This is a genomic window from Paenibacillus apiarius (genome assembly GCF_017052585.1).
GTDB lineage: Bacteria > Bacillota > Bacilli > Paenibacillales > Paenibacillaceae > Paenibacillus_B > Paenibacillus_B apiarius.
In genome coordinates this window covers 4976435-4998885 of the sequence record NZ_JAFFHZ010000001.1, presented here as the reverse complement: position 1 = coordinate 4998885, position 22451 = coordinate 4976435, and the positions used below count along the sequence as shown (strand labels likewise).

Here is a 22451-nt window from a genome sequence, read left to right as displayed (position 1 = left end):
CCTTCTTCCGTCCTAATCGTTAGGCTTGTCCGGAATCCGTAATTATTCTACTGTTTTTGTCTTAGGCAAGATTGCGTCTACTTCCGAATGTGGTCTTGGAATCACATGTACGGACAACAATTCGCCAACTCGCTCTGCTGCTGCTGCGCCAGCATCTGTAGCTGCTTTAACAGCGCCAACGTCGCCGCGAACCATAACGGTTACGAGGCCTGCACCGATTTGCTCTTTGCCGATCAAGGTAACGTTAGCTGCTTTCACCATTGCGTCTGCTGCTTCGATTGCACCTACCAAACCTTTTGTTTCCACCATTCCCAATGCGTTTGCGTTTGCCATGATAAAATTCCTCCTAGTAATTAGTTAATTTGTTTATGATAAATGTTTGAATAAACGTTGGTTGTAAGACTATGAAACGACGAGCTTACATTTTCTCGAGAATACGAGCTACGATCATGCCGATCAACTGTTCTTTGTCTCCAAGATCGATGCTTGCCAATTTATCTTGCGCTGCTGGCTGCTCCTGCTCCACCAAGTCTTCCATTTCTCTTAGTCCATATGCGACTCTGCGAATATTGAGCAAATTGAGTGGGCTGATGTTGTCGGATGTCGAGCTTCCGCCAACAGCGCCGCATCCCAGCGTGAGCGCCGGTGCGATTGCTGTCGTTGCGCCGATGCCGCCAAGTGTGCCCGGCGTATTGACCAACAAGCGGGATACAGGTTTTTTCAAAGCGAACTGGCGGACGATCTCTTCATTTTCGGAGTGAATGACCATGGTATGGCCGGCACCCTCTCCATTCAGAATCTCGATGCAGCGCTCGCATGCCGCTTCCCAGCTGTCTTCTGTATAGAAAGCCAGAATCGGAGCCAGCTTCTCGCGTGAATACGGAACATTGCGTCCAACGCGAGTTTCTTCCGCAATCAGCACGCGTGTACCCGCTGGAATATCCAGGTTAGCAAGCTTCGCGATATGATCCACGCTGCGGCCAACGATTTGCGGGTTCATCGTGCCATTGGCCCGCATAATGAATTTGCCAAGCTGTGCAGACTCCTCTGCGGAGAGGAAATACGCTCCCTGCTTCTTGAATTCAGCCACAACCGCATCCTTGCTGCACGCTTCAACCACGACGGACTGTTCTGATGCGCAAATCGTGCCGTTGTCGAACGTCTTGGAATCCATAATGCGTTTGACTGCAAGCGGAATATTCGCGCTCTTCTCGATGAAGGCAGGGCCATTGCCCGGACCAACGCCGATCGCTGGCGTACCGGATGAATAAGCGGCTTTGACCATCGCCGTTCCGCCGGTAGCGAGAATCAAGGCAACATCGTTGTGCTTCATCAATTGATCCGTTCCTTGAATCGTCGGAACCGTCATGACGCCAATGGCACCCTCCGGACATCCTGCTTGCACAGCTGCTTCGCTAATGACCTTCACCGTTTCCAAAATGCTCTTCAGCGCATTTGGATGCGGGGAGAATACAATACTGTTCCCAGCCTTAAGTGCAATGAGCGCTTTATAGATAACCGTCGATGTTGGGTTCGTGGAAGGAATCAGGCCCGCAATGACGCCGACAGGCACTGCGACTTCCATCACTTTGTGCACTTTGTCCTCGTTCAGAACGCCGACCGTCTTCATATCCTTGATCGACTCATACACTTGCTTTGAAGCAAATGCATTCTTGACGATCTTGTCCTGCCAACGGCCAAAGCCTGTTTCCTCATTGGCCATCTTCGCAAGCTTCTCGCGATGCTTAAAGCCGGCATCCGCGACCGCTTTGACGATTGCGTCGATTTGCTCCTGCGTCATGACGGCAAGCTTGGCTTGCGCTTCCTTGGCTTTTTTAATCAGATCACGGACTTCTTGAATGGATCTTAGGTCTTTATCCAATGTTTCCATCAATATTCCTTCTCTCTACAACGTTTTTTACGAGCTTGCTTTTTTCGTCTTCTTGCTTCGCTTCGCTGCCGGTGCAGGCACTGGCTTCACACGCGAATTGTCGCCATTGCCCTGGTTTTTCTGTACACTGGTCGTCTTCTCAGCTGTTGCTGCCGCTTTGACTGCGGCAGGGACGGTACCCGTCTGGCCGGAGGCCGGCTTGACTTCGTCGACTTCCTTGGTTGCCGCAGCGGCAGGTTCCTTCGTCTCAGCAGCGTACGATTCCTTGGCCCTAAGAGCCTCTGTCGTAGTAGCCTCAGCTGCTTTTTTCACATCAGCTTTCGCGCTTGCGTCAGATGCTGCCGATTCCGTAACAACGGACGCTGCGACCGCTTCAATGCCGACCGCGCGCTCTGCGGTATCCTCGACAGAGACTTTATCAGAAGCTTTTTCAGAGACTTTCGCAGTGTCTTTCTGCTGCTCCTGACTTCTGGTTTCGCTCTCCTCCAGCTGCCCCTGACTTCCGTCTGTATCAACTGGACTTGCCACCAAGGCTGCCGTCTCTTCATGCATTCTTGCAATCACATGGCGAGTTACCAATACATCCAATTGCGTAGCCATTTCCGCTCCCGCTTCAACGGCAGCTTGCACGGCCCCGACATCACCATCCAGCTTGACTGTAACCAATCCGCCCTTGATGATCTCTACGCCGATGCAGGTAACGCTCGCCGCCTTCAATGCGGCATCCGCCGCGGCGACTGCGCCCAAATACCCTCTAACTTCCACCAACCCTAACGCGCTATGTCTCATGGGCTGCTACCTTAATAACTCGTCGGATTATCTGCGACGAATTGGACAGCGTCCGCAAACGCATCGCATGCTGCTTTGCAGGCCGATTGACTTCCCGTCAGCAATGCACCACCGAAGTTGGTCTCGGAAGGTGGGCCGAAGAAAGCGGCAATCGTGACATCCGCGGCCTTCAGCGCTGCATCAAGTGCATACATCGCTTCGAGCGGAGGAGCGATTAGATAAGCCAGCGCTTCCCCTTCCTTGATGCCCGCAGTCTGGGACAAGTACGTGCCTGTGCGGGATACACAGTGGGCGAAATAAGTAATGCTGTTATCCTCATTGGCGCTAACGAAATGAGCGCCGCTTGCGATGAAATCAACGACGGCGTTCAAGCCGCTCCGCACTTCCTCCGGACTTGGCCCAGCCAGAATCCCGATGACCTCGCCTGCCAGCTTCGTCGAAGCATTGGCCGATCCGGCATACATGCTTCTTGCATATACGACATCCACGGCAGCTGCTTTCGTCGCTTCGTCCAATGCTGCATAAGTTACATCGTCAATGTCAGCAGTAATGATCCCCAAGCTTTTATGGTGCGGCATCAGCTCCAGCTTGCTAGCCATATCCAGGCTTACGTTGGAAATGAGCTTCATGCCGAGCACTGTTGCATGAATCGGTTCGTTTCTCATACGTGCCTCCTTGCGATTTCTGTAATTGCGTGTTCAAAAATTCGGGTTTACCTCTATAGTTTCAAATCAATCCCAGATGCTTTGCGATCAATCATCGTCTTGATCAGCTCAGCAATATGCGCGCCTGCTTCTACGGCAGGCGTACCGCCTGAGTGAATGTTGGAGATAACGGTACGTCTCGCCTCAGGCATACCTACAGTCGGTTTATAAGCGATGTAGGCACTCATGGATTCTGCCGTTACAAGTCCTGGACGCTCGCCGACCAAAAGACAAACTACATCTGCCTCTGTCACATCGCCAATCACGTCCATCGATGGAACGCGGCAATGCTTGACGAACAATATATTGCCTACTTCAAAGCCGTACATCTTGAGACCTTGCGCAATGGCTGGAACGATATCGCGCAGATTCGCTTCAATCGCAGCCGAGCTTAAGCCGTCCCCAACCATAATCTGCACTTTGGCCTGCTTGGTCGTATGCTGCTTGATGTACTCGATTGTCTCCTTGGAAAATTGACGTCCCAAGTCCGGGCGCGTAATGTATTCGTCCTTGTCCCGGCACATCGTTGCAATCGGTACAAGGTTCATTTCCTTCACGAACTCCTCGGACACGTAGGAGAACACGGCATCCTGGGCAGCAGCATGGTCAGCGCGGAATCGCAGCGATGTAATCGTCTTGTAGCGCGGACCTGCACGCCACACGCCAAGGCGGGCCGGCGTCTTTTCCTTCATTTTCATATACCCTTCCCGATCCTCCGGATCGGGAACGAGCAGCAGCTTGCGAAGGTCGATCTCCGTAATATCATCCAGACATTCGCCGCTGTCCTCCTGCTCTTCCGCAGGCATTTCCATCTGCACAGGCGCTGCCGGAACCGGCTCCGGCTCCGCCGCCTGCTGGGCAGGCGCCTCGGCGCGGGCAGGCTTGGCTGCTTCCTCCGGCAAGTTTCCTACCATCTCGTTCAAAATCGATTCAATCATCGATTTCAGATCTTTTTCGTTCATGAGAGTTTCCTCCTTCCCCTACTTGAGAAACACTGACGCGTCTCCGGCTTTTTTAGTCAGCTTGCCATTTTCAATGAAGCCCATCTTCTCCATCCATTGTTCAAACTCACGGATCGGACGCAAGCCGAGCAGCTCACGCAGCGTCGCGGTTTCATGGTAGCCGGTTGTTTGATAATTGAGCATGACATCGTCGCCATGCGGGATACCCATGAAGAAGTTGCAGCCCGCCGTTGACAGCAGAACCGCCAGATTTTCCAAGTCGTTCTGATCCGCCTTCATATGGTTCGTGTAGCAGGCGTCGCATCCCATGGAGATGCCCGTAAGCTTGCCCATGAAGTGATCTTCCAGGCCGGCGCGAACCACTTGCTTCGCATCGTACAAATACTCTGGACCAATGAATCCAACAACGGTATTGACGAGGAACGGGTTGTATTTCTTCGCAAAGCCGTAGCAGCGCGCTTCCATCGTCACTTGGTCGATCCCGTGATGGGCTTCGGAAGACAACTCCGAGCCTTGGCCTGTTTCGAAATACATGACATCTGGTCCAGCTACTTGACCGTGGTGCAGTACAAGTTGCTGAGCTTCCTCAATCGTGGCCGCATTGAAGCCGAATGCTTCATTACCTTTCTGCGAGCCTGCGATCGATTGGAAGATGAGTCCTGTCGGAGCGCCGCGTTTTACGGCTTCCATTTGAGTCGTAACATGGGCCAGTACGCAAGTTTGCGTTGGAATTTCCCACTTTTGGCGGAACTCCTCGAACCGCTTCAGAACGCGCGTTACGCTTTCTACGGAATCATCAACCGGATTGAGACCAAGCACGGCGTCCCCGATACCGAAGGTCAAGCCTTCCATAAGGGAAGCCATAATGCCATCTGGATCATCGGTTGGATGATTAGGCTGCAAACGTGCGGACAAAGTGCCCGGACGGCCGATCGTCGTGTTGGCAGTAGCCGTAATGCGAATCTTCTTCGCCCCGTACATCAGGTCAAGGTTGGACATGATCTTGGCAACCGCAGCAATCATTTCGGCTGTCAGACCGCGGGACACGCGCTTGATGTCGGCTTCGGTTGTGTTCTCGTTCAAGATCCACTCCCGCAGCTCCTCAACCGTCCAGTTCTGAATCTCACTGTAGATGCGCTCATTTACCCCATCCTGAATAATGCGGGTAACCTCATCCACCTCATAAGGAACCGCCGGATTGTTGCGCAAGTCTGACATTTTGATTTGGGACAGTACCACTTTGGCCGCCACGCGTTCTTCCGACGAAGTAGCCCCCAGTCCGGCCAGCATATCCCCTGATTTTTCCTCGTTTGCTTTTGCCATGACTTCCATTAGGCTGCTGAATTGATAAACTCGGCCAAACAGCTTGGTTTTTAAAATCACAAAAGCTCCTCCTTCCAAATGCAACTCAATTAGTGAAATACGAGCGTTTTAATGACGACAGGCAATACCTTGCCTTCCGCAATCGGCTTGCCGATGTCGATATAGTCGCCGTTGTCGACCAATACACTGTCGATGCAGACGACATCCTTCTTGTAGCCAAGCAAGGCATATAGCGTCTGTCCCAGCACCTTCGCCATATCGTGATGGACAATCACGATGAGCGGATACTCGCGCTCCAGCAGCTCCGACATCCCTTTGTACAACCCTTGGGCATATTTCTGTACCTCTTGGAAGCTAGGACTCTTCTTCCCTTCCAATGCGATCGCGACCCGCTGCAGATCATTGTTCAGCTTGAACCAATTCAGCTTGTCGGCAATGGCTTGCGCCAGCACATCGCTGCTTCCCGACTCATCCGCTACGGCAAGCTTCAGAATCGGAATATTCTTGATCGGGAAGCTCTCTTCCGTATAAGTGATCGTGCTCCCGCTGATCTCGGTCGTATGGGAGCCGGCTCCAACAACGGTAGCCCGGATGGTCTCGGCCGAACGCGCCACTATCATTTGCTGCGTCAGCGGAGAAGCGGCAATCGCTCTTCCGAGCAAAATGCCGATGTCTCCATATTGGAACACGTCGCCCGTAGCTTCTTGATAAATGTAGTCAGCTACCCCTCCGGAGAAGGAAATGCAAGGAATTATCCGATCCAGCTTCAGCCCTTTGTTCGTGACGATAGTGTCGTAGAAATCGCCAGGCTGCCTGATGCCGACGCTTTCTTCGAGCAGCTTGACCATCTCCCCGATAATCGGCTCCAGATCAGAAGGTGTTACCGTCTGTCCCAAGGCCAGCTTCAATCCCCTTTGCTCCGCAAGCTGCTTAATTTTCGGCGCGATATACGTAATTTCATGCGTGCTATGGTCCACCTTGATAAGACGGCCCCCGATATCCAGACATCCCGTATCCAGCAGTTCACCGTCAGCGAACAGCGCCAGATTACTAGTACCGCCGCCAATGTCAATGTTGACAATGGAAGTGGAATGCTCCTTGGAATACGTATGGGCGCCCGCGCCTTTAGCGGCAATGATGCTTTCCAGATCCGGGCCAGCAGTTGCGACCACGAAGTCTCCGGCGAAGCCGCTTAACGACAGCACCGCTTCATTTGCATTGTCCTTGCGAGCCGTTTCGCCCGTAATAATGACCGCGCCTGTCTGAATCTCATCCTTACGGATGCCGGCTTTCTCGTACTGCTCCTGCACGAACGACTGGATCTGCTGCATATCGATCCGATTGTCCGCCATAACGGGCGTAAAGCAGATATCGCTCTTGTAGACCACTTCTTTATCCGTAATGACCAAGCGGGGCACCGAAAAGGACGATGCCAGGTTCTGAATATGCAGCTTCGACAGGACGAGTTGGGTCGTCGAGGTTCCCATATCAATGCCAACGCTTAGCAATTGCTCGTTCACTTCTTTCACCCCCATCGCTTGATACCACATATATGCACGCAAAAAGGCTTAAAGTTATATCCCCCCCCCGATTGGCGGGAATTGTTAACCTTAAGCCTCATTGCTTACAGAACTACATCCTTGTAGCCCGATTATTTATTTTTTGAAGACAAACGTAACGGTCGTGCCGTCCTCATTGGACGCAATGGCAAGCTTGCCCTTCAGCTTGTCCTTCACATAGCTGCGGACAATGGACAAGCCCAAGCTTTTGTGGGAGCAGTCCTTCACGGAAAAGCCGACGCCGTTATCCGCCACTTCCACGGTGACCAACCCGCCTTCCAGCTGCGCGTTCACCGTAATCGTGCCGTTCGAGCAATCACCGAACGCATGCTCATAGCTATTATGCAGCAGCTCGCTCACAATGAGCGCGATCGCGACGGTGCGATCGCTGTCCAAGCAAATGCTCTGCGGAGCCGCTATCTCGATTTTGACATTTTTGCAATCGACGAAGCACCGTTCGATATTCGCAGCGATGAGCCGAATGACGTCAAGCAAATCCACCTGCGCCTCGATCTCCGTCGATAACAGCTCGTGGGTCGCCGCGATGGCGAGCACCCGGCTGACACTGTCGTTCAAGCATTTTTTGGCTTCCGGGCTTTCACATTGCCGCGCCTGAATGCGGAGCAGCGACGCCACGGTCTGCAAATTGTTTTTCACCCGGTGGTGAATCTCGCGAATGGCCACCGATTTGGAGACAATCTCGGCTTCCTTGTCCTTGATTTCCGTCACATCATGCAAGATGACGCCTATGCATAGATCCCGCTCTGCAATAAACAGCCGTTTGACCTGATAATAGCAGCCGGCCACCTTCACATCTCTCGTCAATGGACAGGAAGGAGACGTGGAGTACTCCTTCATCGCATCGGAGAAGATTGTCTGATCCAACGACAGATTGTCATAGTGCAAGCCCTGAATATCCTCTAAATAACCGAGCTTCCGATAGTACGCGTCTGCCTTCTTATTTTTCAGCTTCAAAAATCCGTGCTTGTCGAATACGAGAACGGCATCCTCCAGTTGATTGATGATCGAATCCTTGAACCGCAGCATGGCGGTCAACATCGAAGACATCTCGCCATCCTCGTATTGCGTCCCCGTCACGTTGAAGTGGGCTTGAATATTGTCGCTCACATCTTTTTCATAGATGATGACCGCAATGACGCCATCTTGATTTTTAATCGGATATACCGTCTGCCTGACCAGATGATTTTCCTGCGTATTGGCGACGAGTCCCTGTGACATGATTCCGGTTTCCAACGTTCTCAGGACGCCGGGTTCGTTCTCGCGCAGCGCCTTCTCGCCCGCAACCGGACGCCGGTACAGCGATTTGCCGTCACCCGGACGGCGGTGGTACACCACAATCGCCTCATTCGCCACGCTGGACAAAACGTCGATGAACACATCATCCGGCACCTCGGACATTTCGAATGACTCGGCTATCTCGGTCAGCCGCGCGATATCCGCATCCGCCAGTCCCGTATGCCGCTTGCACAGCCGCACAATCGTTTCTTTGAAATCAATCATAGGAAATGACGATGGTTGTTGCGATTTCTATCATTGGACACCGTCGATCCATGCTAAGTTTGCGCAGGGTTTGATAGGCTTCCTCTTCGGTGCAGCCGTTTTCCTTCATCAAAATCCCTTTCGCCTTTTCGACCGCTTTCCGCTCTTCCATCTTCTGCGACAGCTTGGATAGATTTTGCTCCAGCTTGCGTATTTCCTTGCCTTTGGCAATGGTCACTTCCACCATGGGAATGAACGACTTTTCATCGAGCGGCTTCACCAGATAACCAAGCGCACCGATAGAGGATGCTTTTTCAATCGTCTGTTTATCGCTGAATGCGGTCAAGAGAATAACCCCGCTTGCCAGCTGCTCTGAAATGATTCGTTTACCCGCCTTGAGCCCATCCAGAATGGGCATTTGAACATCCAGGATGACCAGGTCGGGCAGATGCTTCTTGCATAATTCGATGGCTTCAAAGCCATCAGAAGCTTCGCCTACTACGTTGTAGTCCGCCTCTTCCAGCATCTCACGAATATCCATTCTTGTAATAGGTTCGTCGTCGACTATTACAATTTTTCCATTCATGTGTCATGCACCTCATTGTCGATATTTGCTTGTATCTTGCGAATCCTCTATCGAATGATAAAGTCGCCTACGCTTCCAAATAAGCCCGAAGCGCTTCCACTCCCACGTTCTCCATGGTCGAGACCTCGAAAATACGCTCTGCGCCCGCCGCTTGCAAATAGGATCTCGCTTGCGCGATATCCTCATCCGTCCGGGCCAGCTCCACCTTGGTCACAATTCCAATGACCGGCTTGGCGAATACCGTCGCAAAGGCCGGCGGAAAATAGCTTTCTTCCCTCGTGCAATCTTGCACAAGCCCGATGACATCTGCATCGACGCTGGAGACAAGCAGCATCTTGTACAAATAACGGTTCTCGATGCACTCCCCTGGCGTATCGATCGCTTGCTCGAAAGTCTCCACGGCCTGTGTCTTCTTGTAGGCAATCTCCTGGCCGTGCAGCCATTGGCACAGCGTAGTCTTGCCCGAGCCGGTGCTTCCGGCGAATATGATTGTCTTCATGTCCGCTTCCCCTACGTTCTCGTAATCTTCGCAGCCGAGAAGCCGAGAATGTTCTGCAAGCCAAGCAGCACTTCACTCACGGCCGATTCAACGGATGATACATCGCCCGTTATCACGAGCGATCCGCTGAAGCGATCGACGAAGCCGATCTGCACGCCGGCCGCCTTGGTCGCGATGTCCGCCCCAATAATGGAGGCTTCGCTTGGCGTAATGGTCATAATGCCGATGGCATCCTGCGCCTCGGTTCCCAATCCCAGCTTCTTGTAAATATCCGGGTTGGGATTCGCGATAATATGAGCCAACGTAACCTGTTTACCAGGCACGTACTCTTGAATGACACGTTGTTTTTCGTTGTGTTGTTGGTCCATACCCTCATCCCATCTCATGTCTAAAACCGTGAAATAGCCGTAAAAAAACATAAAGACCCCTTAAAAAGTTCACACGGAATTTTTAAGAAGCCTCTTCGCTTTTATTTGTATGCAACACGCCTTTGTGTTACTTTTACTATATTTGATGCTGCAAACGTTGTCAATATCATTACGGCTGGAATTTAATTGATACTCAGGATTGAAACATTTTGTTCAAAATTCCAACGACATCGGATGCGGCGGGAACGCGCGGATTCGTGGCCGTGCAGCCGTCATGCAGCGCCCCCTCGGCAATCGCCGCGCCCATCTCTTCCAGCGTGGCTTGATCCACGTTGCAGTCCTGCAGCGTCTGCGGCATGCGCAATTGCTTCTGCAGCTGCTTGATCGCCTGCACCAGACTGCGAACGCCGCTCTTCGCATAGGAAGCCGGCAGCCCCAAGCTCTTGGAGATTTCGGCGTATCTGGCCGCCGCCCTATTACTCTCCTCTTTGCCGTAACCCGGCTTGTAATCGGCATTGAATTCAATCACATGCGGCAGCAGCAGCGAATTCATGCGCCCGTGCGCAATCTTGAACTTGGCTCCGGCCACATGGGCGATGCCATGGTTCAGCCCGAGCGACGCAATATTGAACGCCATGCCCGCCAGGCAGGAGGCATTATGCATTTTCTCGCGCGCCTCCAGGTCGTTCCCATCCTTGTACGCTCTTGGCAAATAGGCAAAGACCAGCTTGATCGCCTTCTCCGCCAGTGCGTCGGAAATATCGTTCGCTTTGGTGGACACATACGCTTCAATCGCGTGGGTCAGCACGTCCATTCCCGTGTCGGCGGTGATGAAGTCCGGCACGCTCTTGACCAATTCCGGGTCCAAAATGGCTTCTTGCGGCAGCATGTCATCGGATACGAGCGGGTACTTAATGTTCTTCTTCTTGTCGCTGATGACGGAGAACGAAGTAACTTCCGAGCCCGTGCCGCTTGTTGTCGGAATCGCCACGAACGGCATATCGCGCTCGTCCAAAATTTTCTGGGCGAAAATCTTCATCGCCTTGGCCGCATCGATCGCGGAACCGCCGCCAATCGCAATCATCAGATCGGCTTGGAACGATCCAAGCGCTTCCACGCCCTCTGTCACAATTTCGACCGGAGGATCGGGCACGATGTTGCTGAAAATGTATTGTTCGTTGCTTTCATGCAGCCGTTCGAACAACATGTTAATCATCCCTGACTTGACCATGAACGGGTCCGTGACGATGAAGATCCGTTTATTCCGCCATTCCGACAGGCGATCCAGCGCGCCTTGTCCCAGATAAATGTCGGTTTTCATTGAAATTTTGTCCATGTAAGGCACCTCCAAGGAGTAGTTGGCAACAAAAAAAGAGGCCTTTAAAAGAACGGATTCCTTTAAAAGCCTCTTTGCTTATGAGATATGGTGCACGCCATTGTGCAACTCGCAATCATTCAATTGTCTACCACCACTGTACACCGTAACCGGATACTCGTCAACCCGATCTTGGGTGCCGTTATCGGCACGGGAGCGGCAGAAAGTAAAAAAAAAGGGACATGCACGCCAATGTGCACCTGTTCTTCGGCATTGAAGAACCTCCCGTTTGCTTAGCCCTACTTCATTGTATAGGTTCGGCGGCGACCACCCGGCCTTGCCGACAGCAGTGTCGGCTGCCTTCTTGCAACGTAAAAAAAGCCTAGTGAGGCGGTATACGTCACTAGACTTGTAAACCAGCCACTTTCGCCTCGAAATGACTGGTCAGACAAAGTTACTAGGCAAACGACCTGACTTAAGACCGAGCTTCGGCCTATCACAGTGGCGGGACCGCGTTGGATTTGCACCAAACTTCCATTGCCTATAACTTTTTCTATTGTGCATGACGTGAATGGGCGTCCATTCGACATTATTATAGCATAAACAATCGCGTTGGCAATATGTAAGAAGATAATAATCTGAAAACTACAGAAGGAGTGTTAATGCCACGGCCAGTCGCCTGAGGTTCAATTAAAGGTGGGTTGTGAATGGAACTGATTGTTTATAGGGATCTCGACATAAAATCAATTGGGACCGTTTAAAAACGTCATCATGAGAGATATTAAACTCATTACAGATGACTTCCACCAGTTACGTCCATATTATGACCAGTAATAAAACTCGCTTTTTCACTCGCTAGAAACGAAACAACATTTGCAATTTCTTTTGGTTGACCCTCTCGTTTTAAAGCACTCATATTCTTTGCATTTTCTTGACCTTCTTCTGTATGCAGCCAGTTAGCAGTTGAATCCGTATCAATGATTCCAGGCATTACGGAATTGATTGTAATTCCTTTTTCACCCAATTCCTTTGCCAGTGTAAATGTCATTGTATTAATTGCGCCTTTTGTCATACTGTATACCATCATATGAGGAAATGCGATACGTGTCACACCTGATGATAGGTTTATTATCCTGCCATTGGATTCTAAAAGTCCGATTAGAGATTGTGTAATAAAATATGGTGCTTTAACATTTGCATTGAATAGCCGATCGAACTCATCATAGTCCACTTCTCCAAATCCATTTGATGTAGCATGTCCAGCATTATGAACGATTGTATGCAGTGATACATTATTATCTTGGATTATCAATTTTTTAGTTTTCTCAATAAATTGTTTAATTCCTTCACTGGAATTGAAGTCACCCTGAATGAACTGTGCTTGTCTGCCAATTGATTCAATTTCCTCTTTGACCTGATTGGCTTTTTCAATATTTTGATTATAATGTAATAATAAATTGAACCCATCATTTGCAAGTTGAATTGCGATTGCCTTTCCTATTCCTCTAGAAGCTCCTGTTACCAATGCGTAATTATTGTTCTTCATGTGTTAACCCCTCCTTTAAAGAGAGTCTAAAGGTTAACCTAAGGGTAAGGTCAATTACTTAACACTTAGAAGGAAAAATAAATTCCGAAAGGCGCTTGGAGGAATATAGATAATCATCCGGGGTTAATATACGTTCATAAATATATGGTTCGGATAATTCTAATTCGTTATTTTTCATTATTTCATTTATCCTTAATACCGACTCTTCTTGATAAGGATCAATTTCACAGAAAAACTTTTGCGTTTGAAAACCAAAATATCTTGTCACTCCTGATTGATTCAATTCCTGGTTTTCTAATGGAAGGGCGATACTAACAGGGTGAATTTTATTATCTGTCATTTTATATTTGATGATTTTTTCATTTTTTTTAACATTAAGTTCATTAATCAATTCCTCTGAATTATTCAGCGCTACACATATATTTTCATTTGGTAATAATTCATACTCATATACGATCAATGATTCTAGATACTCTTCACTGACTTCATTATTTAAAATCGCAATCGGATGATTCAGCTCTTTCAATTTATTTATTGCTTGATTTGCCTCTTTTATCTTATTCATTTCCAGTTGAAGCTTTTCTTCTATCAAGTTATTTATTTCATCATCTGATAACTTTCTATGAATGATTTTACTGATTTCATTTAAGGTGAATCCTGCTTGTTTCAACAAATTTATTCGATTAGCAGTTAGTAACTGATTCTTATCATAATATCGATAATCATTATCTGGATGAATAAATACAGGGTTCAAAATATTATGTTCATCATAAATATACAAAGCTTTTCGTGATAAGCCAGTTAACTTGCTAAACTCTTTTATCAGAAGCAAATTATTATTCACTGATGAATCACCTACTATCAATTCTATTTAAATTTATAATATACATTACAAGATTTTAGTTCAATTTATAAAACGTGGATCTCCCACTTGAGGAGACGTCTGAATAGATACCTACTGGATTGTCAAAGGTCATTTGATTCTCAAACTCGGTTTTTATAATTTTGAACGTCGCTTCCGCAACAGCATTCTCATACGGACAGCCCTTCATGCTGATACATCTTAATCTAGAGCTAAATGACTACGTAAAAATGGTTAATTACGAAAATTGCCCTTTAACCCAGTTACGAAAGGTTGCAGGCAAAGCTAAACGGCCTCAGTCCTATGGAATTCAGGACGAAGGCCGCTTAACTCATTTTTATTTTTTGTGCTGTCTACATGACGGGTTGCAGTTCACTGTTTAGACCAAGCATCCGCGCTGTTAAAGAATGAATTTCGTGGATAAGCTCTGGGTTTTCCGCTAGCGCCATGCCATAAGAAGGAATCATTTCTTTTATTTTCGGTTCCCACGCTTTTAGATGCTGCGGGAAGCATTGTTTGATTACCTCCAGCATGACATGAACGGCGGTAGACGCACCCGGAGAAGCGCCGAGCAATGCAGCGATCGAGCCGTCAGCGGCACTAATAACTTCCGTACCGAATTGAAGCGTTCCTTTGCCGCCGTGAGTCGTATCTTTGATAACTTGCACACGTTGGCCCGCCACCACCAAATCCCAATCCTCGCTCTTGGCGTTCGGGACAAACTCCCGTAAATCTTTCATGCGCTTTTCTTTCGATAACATCACTTGCTGGATTAGATATCTTGTCAATGGAACGTTTTTTGCGCCTGCCGCCAACATCGTTACGAGATTATGCGGTTTTACGGAAGTTACCAAATCAAACAGGGAACCTGTTTTTAAAAACTTTGGTGAAAAGCCGGCGAACGGTCCAAAAAGCAACGATTTTTGGTTGTCGATATATCTTGTATCAAGATGCGGAACAGACATTGGAGGAGCACCGACCGGAGCTTTCCCATATACTTTTGCATGATGCTGCTCTACAATATCCGGATTGTTACACACCATAAATAGTCCGCTTACCGGAAAGCCTCCGATACCTTTTCCTTCTGGAATACCGGATTTTTGCAGCAAGTGAAGGCTTCCTCCCCCGCCTCCGATAAAGACGAACTTTGCCGTATGGCGCTCGACGGTACCGCTATCGATATTCCGCACTTTCAATCCCCACGAACCATCGCTAGTACGTTTGATGTTATCAACACTATGTTTGTATTGGATATCGACGTTTTTACTCTTTAGGTGATCAAGCAATAGTCGCGTTAAAGCGCCAAAGTTGACATCCGTTCCAGAGTCGATTTTTGTTGCTGCTATAGGTTCATTCGATGTCCGGCCTTCCATAATAAGCGGAATCCATTCCATCAGCTTTGCCGGGTCATCAGAAAATTCCATCCCCTGAAACAGAGGATTGTTTGATAGCGCTTCAAAACGTTTGTTCAAAAACGCTACATTTTTTTCCCCTTGCACGAAACTCATATGAGGCAATGGCATAATAAAATCCTGCGGATTACGGATCAGATTGCTGCTTGCCAGATAAGCCCAAAACTGCTTTGAAACCTGAAACTGTTCATTAATTTTTATAGCTTTGCTAATATCTATGGATCCGTCCGGTTTTTCGACGGTGTAGTTAAGCTCGCACAGTGCAGCATGCCCCGTTCCCGCATTATTCCATTCGTTAGAGCTTTCCTCTCCTGCATTTGCGAGCTTCTCAAACACTGTAATTTCCCAGTCCGGTGCTAATTCTTTCAGCAATGTCCCCAAAGTCGCACTCATGATTCCGGCACCAATTAAGATAACGTCTGTTTTGGTTTGTCTGTCTCTCATTTTTACCGTCCTTACATGCTAATGTATTTGAAGAAAAGATATAGGCGCTCCTACCTGCTCGGGCTCTCACTATTATTTATAGAAATCGTCCACCAAACCCTGGGCATACACAAAAACCAAGGCCTTAACCCAACGACTTGCAAGGGTTGTGGCTTTGGTTTGCCGTTTCCAGTGAATAGCCGCCCTTCGAGTTCCTTAGTTGCGCTGTACTGCTTTTTTTGGACATGAAAAATGCTCTACGTAACAACAACGTGGTACCACCAGTTTTGGATTAGCAATCATCCCCAATAAGCTTTTCTCACCAACGACTTGAAAACAGCAATCTTAACAGCAAAAAATCTACCTGAGAACAGGAATCAAATGTTCTCAGGGGAAAGGAATATCTAGCTCAATTTTAGACCCTTTTTTAAACTATAGATTCAAAAAACGATTGAATCTCCTCTATTTGCTGATAAATCTGGGGTGCGGTCATTCCATTTGAGGATTAATATTATCATATCATAAAAATATCCATTTGTTAGTACTGATTTTGAATATAGCTGTATAGATACTAAATAAAGCCGTTAAAGGCTTTGGTATACATTGTTCACACTACGCTATTTATTGCAGACCCAATTCAATGTTACACTGGAAGCATGACAGCACCGACATAGACAGAGATTGGAGCAGAGACCTGACATGAGTTATAACATTGTATTTTTTGACATCGACGGCACACTTGTCAATGATGAGAAACGAGTGCCGCAAGACACAATCGAGGCGACGCTGAGCTTAAAGAAAACGGGATTGAACCTGTGATCGCAACGGGACGTGCCCCATACTTCTTTAAGCCGCTTGCCGAGCTGCTTCATATTGAATCTTTTGTTAGCCTAAATGGAGCCTATGTAGTTTATAAGGGGGAACCTCTATATCAACGCCCTCTTCCGCGAGGCAGTGTAGAGAAGCTTGTTGAATATGCAAGCCGCAACCATCATCCCCTTGTGTTTGAAGGTAATGAGCAGTTTTACGCGAATTCCGAAGCTCATCCATTTGTAGTGGAATCTATAGATTCCCTTCGTGTAGAGCAGCCTGGATATGATCCTGAGTTCTGGAGTAAGTCAGATATCTATCAAGCGTTCCTCCATTGCGAAGCGCAAGATGAGCATTTGTATGACCATGTGTTCGACGACCTTCGATTGATACGCTGGCATCCAAAAGCGATGGACGTAACGATAAAAGGCGGCTCCAAAGCCATCGGAATAGAAGCCATGTTGCGGCGCTTGAGCCTGACTCCAGAGAATGCCGTAGCATTTGGCGACGGACTCAATGACATGGAGATGCTCCAGCAAGTAGGTCTTGGGATCGCGATGGGCAACTCTCATCCACAACTGTTGCCTTATGCTGATTACATCACCTCTTCCGTAGATGAAGGCGGAATCCGCCAAGGGCTGCGGCATGCTGGATTAATTTCATAAGTTTATATGACAAAAGGGGGTTAGCGGGCTATTGTCCGTTTGACCCCCTTTGTCCGCGGTATGCTTGCTTCTTCGTCGAGATGCTACGATTTTATCGGCTTTATCCGTGCTCAACTTTATACCCGCTTCGACCTTTATTTCCATGAAAAAAACTCCTGCCATTACCGAAGACAGAAGTTTCTATCATGATGGATTCGCGCGCATCCCTTGTTCATCTAAACTGATAATGGTCTGACATCGCAAAGGAAAGTGTCAGCACACCGCCATTTTCCACCAAATCCGCGCCCTGCTCTTTAGCATTGCAAATAACACTGTATATTGAACTGACACCGATGTATTGCTTATACACCTCATCCTCAAATTGCTCCGTACGAAAGCCCTCAAACAAAGCATCATAAATCATATAATAGCTGGCAAGCTGAGTCCGGTAAATACGAAAGGACTCCTCGCCCTTAAGCATCGACATTTCCTCGGTATACGTAAGCTTCTCGAAGGCATGCTCTGCACAAATTTCAGGCAAAAAAGAATACAGCTCCTGCGCTAAGTTAGTATCCTGCAAGCGCTCAGCTAATCGCTCCGGAAATTCGTCATACCGCTCCTGCGTGTCACACTCCATGAACATGTGAACAGCTGTCCGAGTAGCAGCGGCAATGTGCCCGGCTTCATATGGATACGGTGTGTACGTCTCCTCAGACTGCTGCAGGAAAATAAATTGCTTTTGTGACGCAAAGCCATCTACCTGCCACTTGCTTACCATTTCTGCTACAATATTGCCTAGCTCAGGGCTTGGAATATCATTAATGCGGCATTCGCCGGTAATATCGTCACCATTTTTCGCGCCATAGATTTTAATATAACAAAGCTTCTGGTTGCCAACCCGTTTCGCAATCTCATCCTTGAGCGCTTCCCAATATGGGGTTTCACGCATCTCGTCTGATGACTCGCCCAGACCAACGATATTACTTTTATAAACCTTCCAATGATGTACAGTGTCCCCGTATGTCGTGTGGAGCTGGTCAGGTTCCCTGTCTTGCTCCATTGATGCGATACCCTCCATTAACGAAAAGGCAAAGCCGCCGATTGCCATGCCAAGAGCATTTTTTAAGCTGCTGCCAATGCCTGCCGAGGTTTCAAATATATCGCGATCCCATTTCGGAGAACTCAATTGAAACTGAAGCATAACGGACTGATCTGTCCATCTTGCCACATGGGGACGAATCGTGAGTTCCCATTCCGGAATAACGATACGATCTCCCTCTACTACCTCCTCCGCCTCAAAAATCCCTCTCATCCCGCGGTGCAGCAGGAAATGTGCAGGGTCCTCAATTTTCTCATCATCCAAATCTGACCATTCTTCTCTATCTTTGCTCATGGCTTCCAGCTCCTATCTCCATACATGCTGACTTATATAAAATACCAAATATTTACGCTCATGATCATCACCAAATGTACAGCAGGTCACAACAACGGCATTCAGTCGGCCGATCAATTGTTGCGCTGCTGATGCTGTAAAGTTCAGTATGCCGTCGCTGTCCGCAATCTGGCCTTGCTGCAATCGAGCATCCAACCAATCGGTAATAAAAGCCGGCGCATAGCCTCCCGTTCCAAATGCTCCGCCAAAAGCAATCATCTTCTTATATATGGCCAAGTATTGCTCCCGGGTAGTCTGCGGATACGCCTTCGTATACAGCCAAAATTGCAGATCGTACATCAACATCGACCGTTCATCTGCATGAAATGAAAAGTGCCCCTACTCTTCTACGATTTCTGCGCATATCGTCCGGATTTTTGACGTCGACTGTTTTTAATAATTCATTGTTCATGGTCCAGTTCTCATCGAGCTCACCTGCGTCGCGTCTGTCTAACTGATCGTCCCAATCCCCCTCACTTCGGAATTCAGCATACCTTGTGTTTTTCCGCGCTCACAATGGACGGTTCGATTCCAACTGACTCCGTCTCCCGGCCTTGTGCCACTCCTCGTAGATACCGCCAATGTCATGAAATGCCTGATTGACCATGGTTGTCAGTTCATTAACAATATCCTTGGTGTATGTTAAGCGGGTATTCACATTGTCCGCCTTATATTTGCGCAGCAGCTTCACATGGGCGATCGTGTTCAGGGTATCTTCCAAAATCCAATAGATCACATCATCCACATGTTTCGTGGTTTTGCTTAACATCTGCACGCCTCTTTCATACATAACAAGCTCGTACGCGTGTTCTCCAATCCGCACGCAAGGGCTAAGATCGCCATAATAGTCACGCTGAAAAGGCTGAGTTACCATTTTCTCATAGGAGTCATCGTAAATGGACGTGTGCCGGAGCGTGCGGAAGATCATATTCGTGATTTCCAGTTCAGTATGCATCATAGATAAGCGCTTCCCCCCTTGAGGCCTCGTAAGCTCAACATTGAGCTGTTCGGCAATGATTTTGCAGCAGAAAATGGGCTGTCTCCCGGAACCGCGCGGCCGCTTCCTCTTCATAGAAGACCGCAATTTCCCGGCCGTAGGCATAATTCAATCGGATGTAGCCACCCAGTTCCCGTATGAAGATCTTACCTATGTTTTCATTTTCGATCAGCAGATCCGGTGTGAAAAAGTCCCGGCAGCGTGTGCCCAGTTCACGCAAGGTCAGGCTGCTGTCGTTCTCGGGAGTGAACAGAAAAAAGGCATGTTTTTTCGTATCATTCCATGGTTCAAAATAAGCCGGCACAGACTCGTCATCGTCGAACGTCTCTTGATAGATTCGGTCCAACGTGTCCGTATAGGAAGCAGCCCTGGACGGTATGACCCCAATTGTCTCAGAATGTCTCGGCATCCACATCATCCCCTCAACCTGCGGATGCACAGCGAGAAAATCGCCGTCAATCGTTGTCCCGATGACCACGCATTGGCGAATCTGTTCTTGTGTTATCGGGCTTGTCTCGTCATGCTCCCACAGACCATATTCGGCAAACGGCCGCAATACTTCAGGGTCGGGCGCTTGTATATTGAACCAGCCTCTGTACGTGCCTTCGCCGTATTCTTGGAGAAAGCAGCTATAGCCATCGGGAAAAGCAACCCGCATGTCTTGTTCGACTTGACGGATCAAACCGGACGGAACGGGAGTCAGCCGTTGAGATACAATATACATGTTCGAACCGCCTTTCTTAAGGAAGTCTCTTGGTCAGAGCAGAGTTTCAACGGGTGATGCCGATATGTATTTTATAATACCAATTTTAGCGTTGTTTTAGATGAGTCCTGCGAACGAAGCTGCTAGAACATGTGCCGATTTATCGTTCGTTCAAACCAAAAGGGTGCAGAGATACTTTATCCCTGCACTCCAAATTCAATCTGCACACTTTGCTAATTTGCGCAGAACGTTAAAAAATATAAAGTTCATGCCTTTTGATCGATAAGCGGTCTGATTGAAACTCCCTATAATATATACATCCATATTGGGAAAGTAAAGCATGGAAGAGCCGCTCGCGCCAAGATGCCCCCATCCAAGATATCTCTGACTGAAAGGCTGAAATCGCATCCTCATCAGTCCATAACCATAATCCATTCCTATCCACATTTTGTTCCACTGCTTCATCATGTCTAAGGTTTCTTTTTGAATAATCTGATTTTGTACCAGAGCTTTCATGAAGAGCAGCAGATCTTCTAATGTACATACGGTTTGCCCGCCAGAATAAAAGCTGCTAAAGCTGCGATAGTTTTCTACGTTTATTTTTAACTCATCCATATATACATGAGCTACTGGATGTTCGCTTTTAATGGCAGGCTCCGAATACTGCGATAAATAAGAGTAATTCATATGCAGAGGGTTAAATATATAGTCATGAAGCACTTCATGGTAGGGCTTTGATGTAATAGTTTCAATAATGAGCCCTAAGAGATTATATCCTGTGTCAGTATAGTGAACACCTTTCCCAGGAGGAAAGCGTGGTTGTAAGTGAGCTTTGGACCAGTGTATGGTTTCTTGCGGTGACCAAAAACGCGAGGGATTCTCAAGTATCTCTTCCATCAACCCTTTACCCCGTTTAGGTTTATCCTCAAAATAATCGGGCAGCCCCGACGTATTGCTTAATAAATGTTTGATCTGAATGTCGTACGTGTACTCTTTTCCTTTGTATATGTGAAGATCTTTAACAATATCTTCAGGTAAATAATTAGAAATAGGGTCATCAAACTTGACGAGCCCTTTTTCCACTAATATAGCCAGCATTACAGAAGTAAAGGTCTTACCCACGCTGGCCGTATGATAGGGCTGCATCGGATTGGCAAGTACCCCATCTGTTTTCCCTGCAGCCATAGGCCAGTGTATATCCAGCTTCTCAGAATGTATTAACAAATAAACATTATGAAGTTTTAGATCAGAAGCTACTTTTCCCCCCAGTTTTTTTTCAATCTCTCTTTTTACAAATTCTTTTCTCATCAGTTCCCCCCTCTTAGTTAACAAAAAACTTGCTCCAATCTTAATATAAATATTCCCAGGCGCATTTTTTTATTCACAGTTATTGAAGGGTTAGTTGTAACATCATCTTCAGCTCCAGGCCGGACCGAGAGCTGAGCGGCCCGAAGCGTGAATATGGTGTTGCATGATGGATGGTAGGCCTGTTAACTTGACTTGCAGGATTGATTAAAAAGATAAAACGCTACAAATATGAATCGAACCATATATAAAAATGTTCACTTATGAAGAGATTTCCAAATATCGCTATAATAACATGGTGTTAAAAAGAAGGGATAATATTTTTATTGATTATTTCAATCATTTCAGTAAACACTATCGCGCCTATTATTATGGGATTGGAACTCGGCTTCAGTAAAGAAGTTTACTTAGATAGTTTAAAAATGATTCCGTTTATGTGGGTAATCGCAATTTTATCAGTAAGGTTGATTGCGGGACCGCTCGTTGGTAAGCTGATGCCAAAATTCGTGGGACAGACAGATGGATTTATTGCCAGAGTATTATTAAATACTATATTAAATGTAACGGTGTTATCTCTTTGGCTATCAATTATAGGAACTTGGGTTGGTACGAAACAAATAAGCTTAGAACCCTTTGAAAATTTCCTTCATATTTGGCCTAGAAACTTTGGTGTAGCATTTTGGATTGAATTGTTGATTGCACAGCCTATAGCAAGATTTGCAATGAAAAAATTACACGCAAGACAGGCGAGTAAAGCTGAGAGTGTAAATTCGTAACACGTAGAAGTGTGTGTCAAAACATAGAAAAATTTCTTGTTTTGC

Annotated in this window: 21 protein-coding genes, 1 pseudogene and 1 riboswitch; of the genes and pseudogenes, 2 read left to right on the top strand and 20 right to left on the bottom strand. The window is 47.6% G+C overall.

Annotated features, from left to right (window positions below; translation table 11 throughout):
- Positions 1–42: 42 nt before the first annotated feature.
- From JSQ80_RS22285 to JSQ80_RS22215, 15 genes are all read right to left on the bottom strand, one after another.
- A complete protein-coding gene (locus JSQ80_RS22285; RefSeq protein ID WP_005549798.1) occupies positions 43–333 on the bottom strand; it encodes a BMC domain-containing protein in 291 nt (96 codons plus the stop codon).
- A gap of 85 nt (positions 334–418) precedes the next feature.
- Positions 419–1891, bottom strand: a complete 1473-nt coding sequence (locus JSQ80_RS22280; protein WP_206096727.1) for an acetaldehyde dehydrogenase (acetylating) — start codon at positions 1889–1891, stop codon at positions 419–421.
- Positions 1892–1918: 27 nt separating this feature from the next.
- Positions 1919–2680 (bottom strand): BMC domain-containing protein, encoded by a 762-nt coding sequence (locus JSQ80_RS30065; protein WP_206096726.1) that lies wholly within the window; start codon positions 2678–2680, stop codon positions 1919–1921.
- Positions 2681–2691: 11 nt separating this feature from the next.
- The gene (gene eutL / locus JSQ80_RS22270; RefSeq protein WP_087432112.1) at positions 2692–3345 is read right to left on the bottom strand and encodes an ethanolamine utilization microcompartment protein EutL; all 654 of its coding nucleotides are present in this window, start codon (positions 3343–3345) and stop codon (positions 2692–2694) included.
- A gap of 53 nt (positions 3346–3398) precedes the next feature.
- Positions 3399–4196, bottom strand: coding sequence for an ethanolamine ammonia-lyase subunit EutC (gene eutC, locus JSQ80_RS22265; RefSeq protein ID WP_418888908.1), 798 nt, complete (start codon positions 4194–4196; stop codon positions 3399–3401).
- Positions 4197–4364: 168 nt separating this feature from the next.
- Positions 4365–5729, bottom strand: a complete 1365-nt coding sequence (locus JSQ80_RS22260; RefSeq protein ID WP_087432110.1) for an ethanolamine ammonia-lyase subunit EutB — start codon at positions 5727–5729, stop codon at positions 4365–4367.
- 29 nt (positions 5730–5758) lie between these two features.
- A complete protein-coding gene (gene eutA / locus JSQ80_RS22255) occupies positions 5759–7189 on the bottom strand; it encodes an ethanolamine ammonia-lyase reactivating factor EutA (protein ID WP_206097692.1) in 1431 nt (476 codons plus the stop codon).
- Positions 7190–7324: 135 nt separating this feature from the next.
- Positions 7325–8749: a sensor histidine kinase gene (locus tag JSQ80_RS22250; RefSeq protein WP_206096724.1), complete on the bottom strand. Its 1425-nt coding sequence runs from the start codon at positions 8747–8749 to the stop codon at positions 7325–7327.
- Positions 8742–9314: an ANTAR domain-containing response regulator gene (locus tag JSQ80_RS22245; protein ID WP_087432108.1), complete on the bottom strand. Its 573-nt coding sequence runs from the start codon at positions 9312–9314 to the stop codon at positions 8742–8744. The genes JSQ80_RS22250 and JSQ80_RS22245 overlap by 8 nt, the downstream gene beginning before the upstream one ends.
- Before the next feature lie 67 nt (positions 9315–9381).
- Entirely contained in the window at positions 9382–9813 is a 432-nt protein-coding gene (locus tag JSQ80_RS22240) for a EutP/PduV family microcompartment system protein (RefSeq protein ID WP_206096723.1), read from the bottom strand.
- Positions 9814–9824: 11 nt separating this feature from the next.
- Complete coding sequence (locus JSQ80_RS22235) at positions 9825–10181, bottom strand: BMC domain-containing protein (RefSeq protein WP_206096722.1); 357 nt, start codon at positions 10179–10181, stop codon at positions 9825–9827.
- A 193-nt stretch (positions 10182–10374) separates the two neighbouring features.
- A complete protein-coding gene (locus JSQ80_RS22230; RefSeq protein ID WP_206096721.1) occupies positions 10375–11517 on the bottom strand; it encodes a 1-propanol dehydrogenase PduQ in 1143 nt (380 codons plus the stop codon).
- 390 nt (positions 11518–11907) lie between these two features.
- A riboswitch (adenosylcobalamin (AdoCbl) riboswitch) is annotated at positions 11908–12058 on the bottom strand.
- Positions 12059–12286: 228 nt separating this feature from the next.
- Positions 12287–13042, bottom strand: a complete 756-nt coding sequence (locus JSQ80_RS22225; RefSeq protein WP_206096720.1) for an SDR family NAD(P)-dependent oxidoreductase — start codon at positions 13040–13042, stop codon at positions 12287–12289.
- 58 nt (positions 13043–13100) lie between these two features.
- The gene (locus JSQ80_RS22220; protein WP_206096719.1) at positions 13101–13886 is read right to left on the bottom strand and encodes a MerR family transcriptional regulator; all 786 of its coding nucleotides are present in this window, start codon (positions 13884–13886) and stop codon (positions 13101–13103) included.
- A 371-nt stretch (positions 13887–14257) separates the two neighbouring features.
- Positions 14258–15760: a malate:quinone oxidoreductase gene (locus JSQ80_RS22215; RefSeq protein WP_206096718.1), complete on the bottom strand. Its 1503-nt coding sequence runs from the start codon at positions 15758–15760 to the stop codon at positions 14258–14260.
- Positions 15761–16438: 678 nt separating this feature from the next.
- Here JSQ80_RS22215 and JSQ80_RS22210 point away from each other — a divergent pair.
- A pseudogene (locus tag JSQ80_RS22210) lies at positions 16439–17214 on the top strand (Cof-type HAD-IIB family hydrolase).
- A gap of 211 nt (positions 17215–17425) precedes the next feature.
- Here JSQ80_RS22210 and JSQ80_RS22205 read toward each other — a convergent pair.
- From JSQ80_RS22205 to JSQ80_RS22185, 5 genes are all read right to left on the bottom strand, one after another.
- Positions 17426–18586 (bottom strand): DUF6348 family protein, encoded by a 1161-nt coding sequence (locus JSQ80_RS22205; protein ID WP_206096717.1) that lies wholly within the window; start codon positions 18584–18586, stop codon positions 17426–17428.
- Positions 18587–18598: 12 nt separating this feature from the next.
- Positions 18599–18931, bottom strand: a complete 333-nt coding sequence (locus tag JSQ80_RS29220; RefSeq protein WP_240463756.1) for a hypothetical protein — start codon at positions 18929–18931, stop codon at positions 18599–18601.
- 205 nt (positions 18932–19136) lie between these two features.
- The gene (locus JSQ80_RS22195; protein ID WP_087432219.1) at positions 19137–19583 is read right to left on the bottom strand and encodes an Imm63 family immunity protein; all 447 of its coding nucleotides are present in this window, start codon (positions 19581–19583) and stop codon (positions 19137–19139) included.
- A gap of 34 nt (positions 19584–19617) precedes the next feature.
- Positions 19618–20346 (bottom strand): SMI1/KNR4 family protein, encoded by a 729-nt coding sequence (locus tag JSQ80_RS22190; RefSeq protein WP_206096716.1) that lies wholly within the window; start codon positions 20344–20346, stop codon positions 19618–19620.
- A gap of 195 nt (positions 20347–20541) precedes the next feature.
- Positions 20542–21633 (bottom strand): serine hydrolase domain-containing protein, encoded by a 1092-nt coding sequence (locus tag JSQ80_RS22185; protein WP_206096715.1) that lies wholly within the window; start codon positions 21631–21633, stop codon positions 20542–20544.
- Positions 21634–21944: 311 nt separating this feature from the next.
- On the opposite strand from JSQ80_RS22185, the gene JSQ80_RS22180 reads away from it, so the two are divergent.
- Positions 21945–22406 carry a DUF2798 domain-containing protein gene (locus JSQ80_RS22180; protein WP_206097691.1) on the top strand — a complete coding sequence of 154 codons (462 nt, stop codon included), beginning with the start codon at positions 21945–21947 and terminating at the stop codon, positions 22404–22406.
- Positions 22407–22451 lie beyond the last annotated feature (45 nt).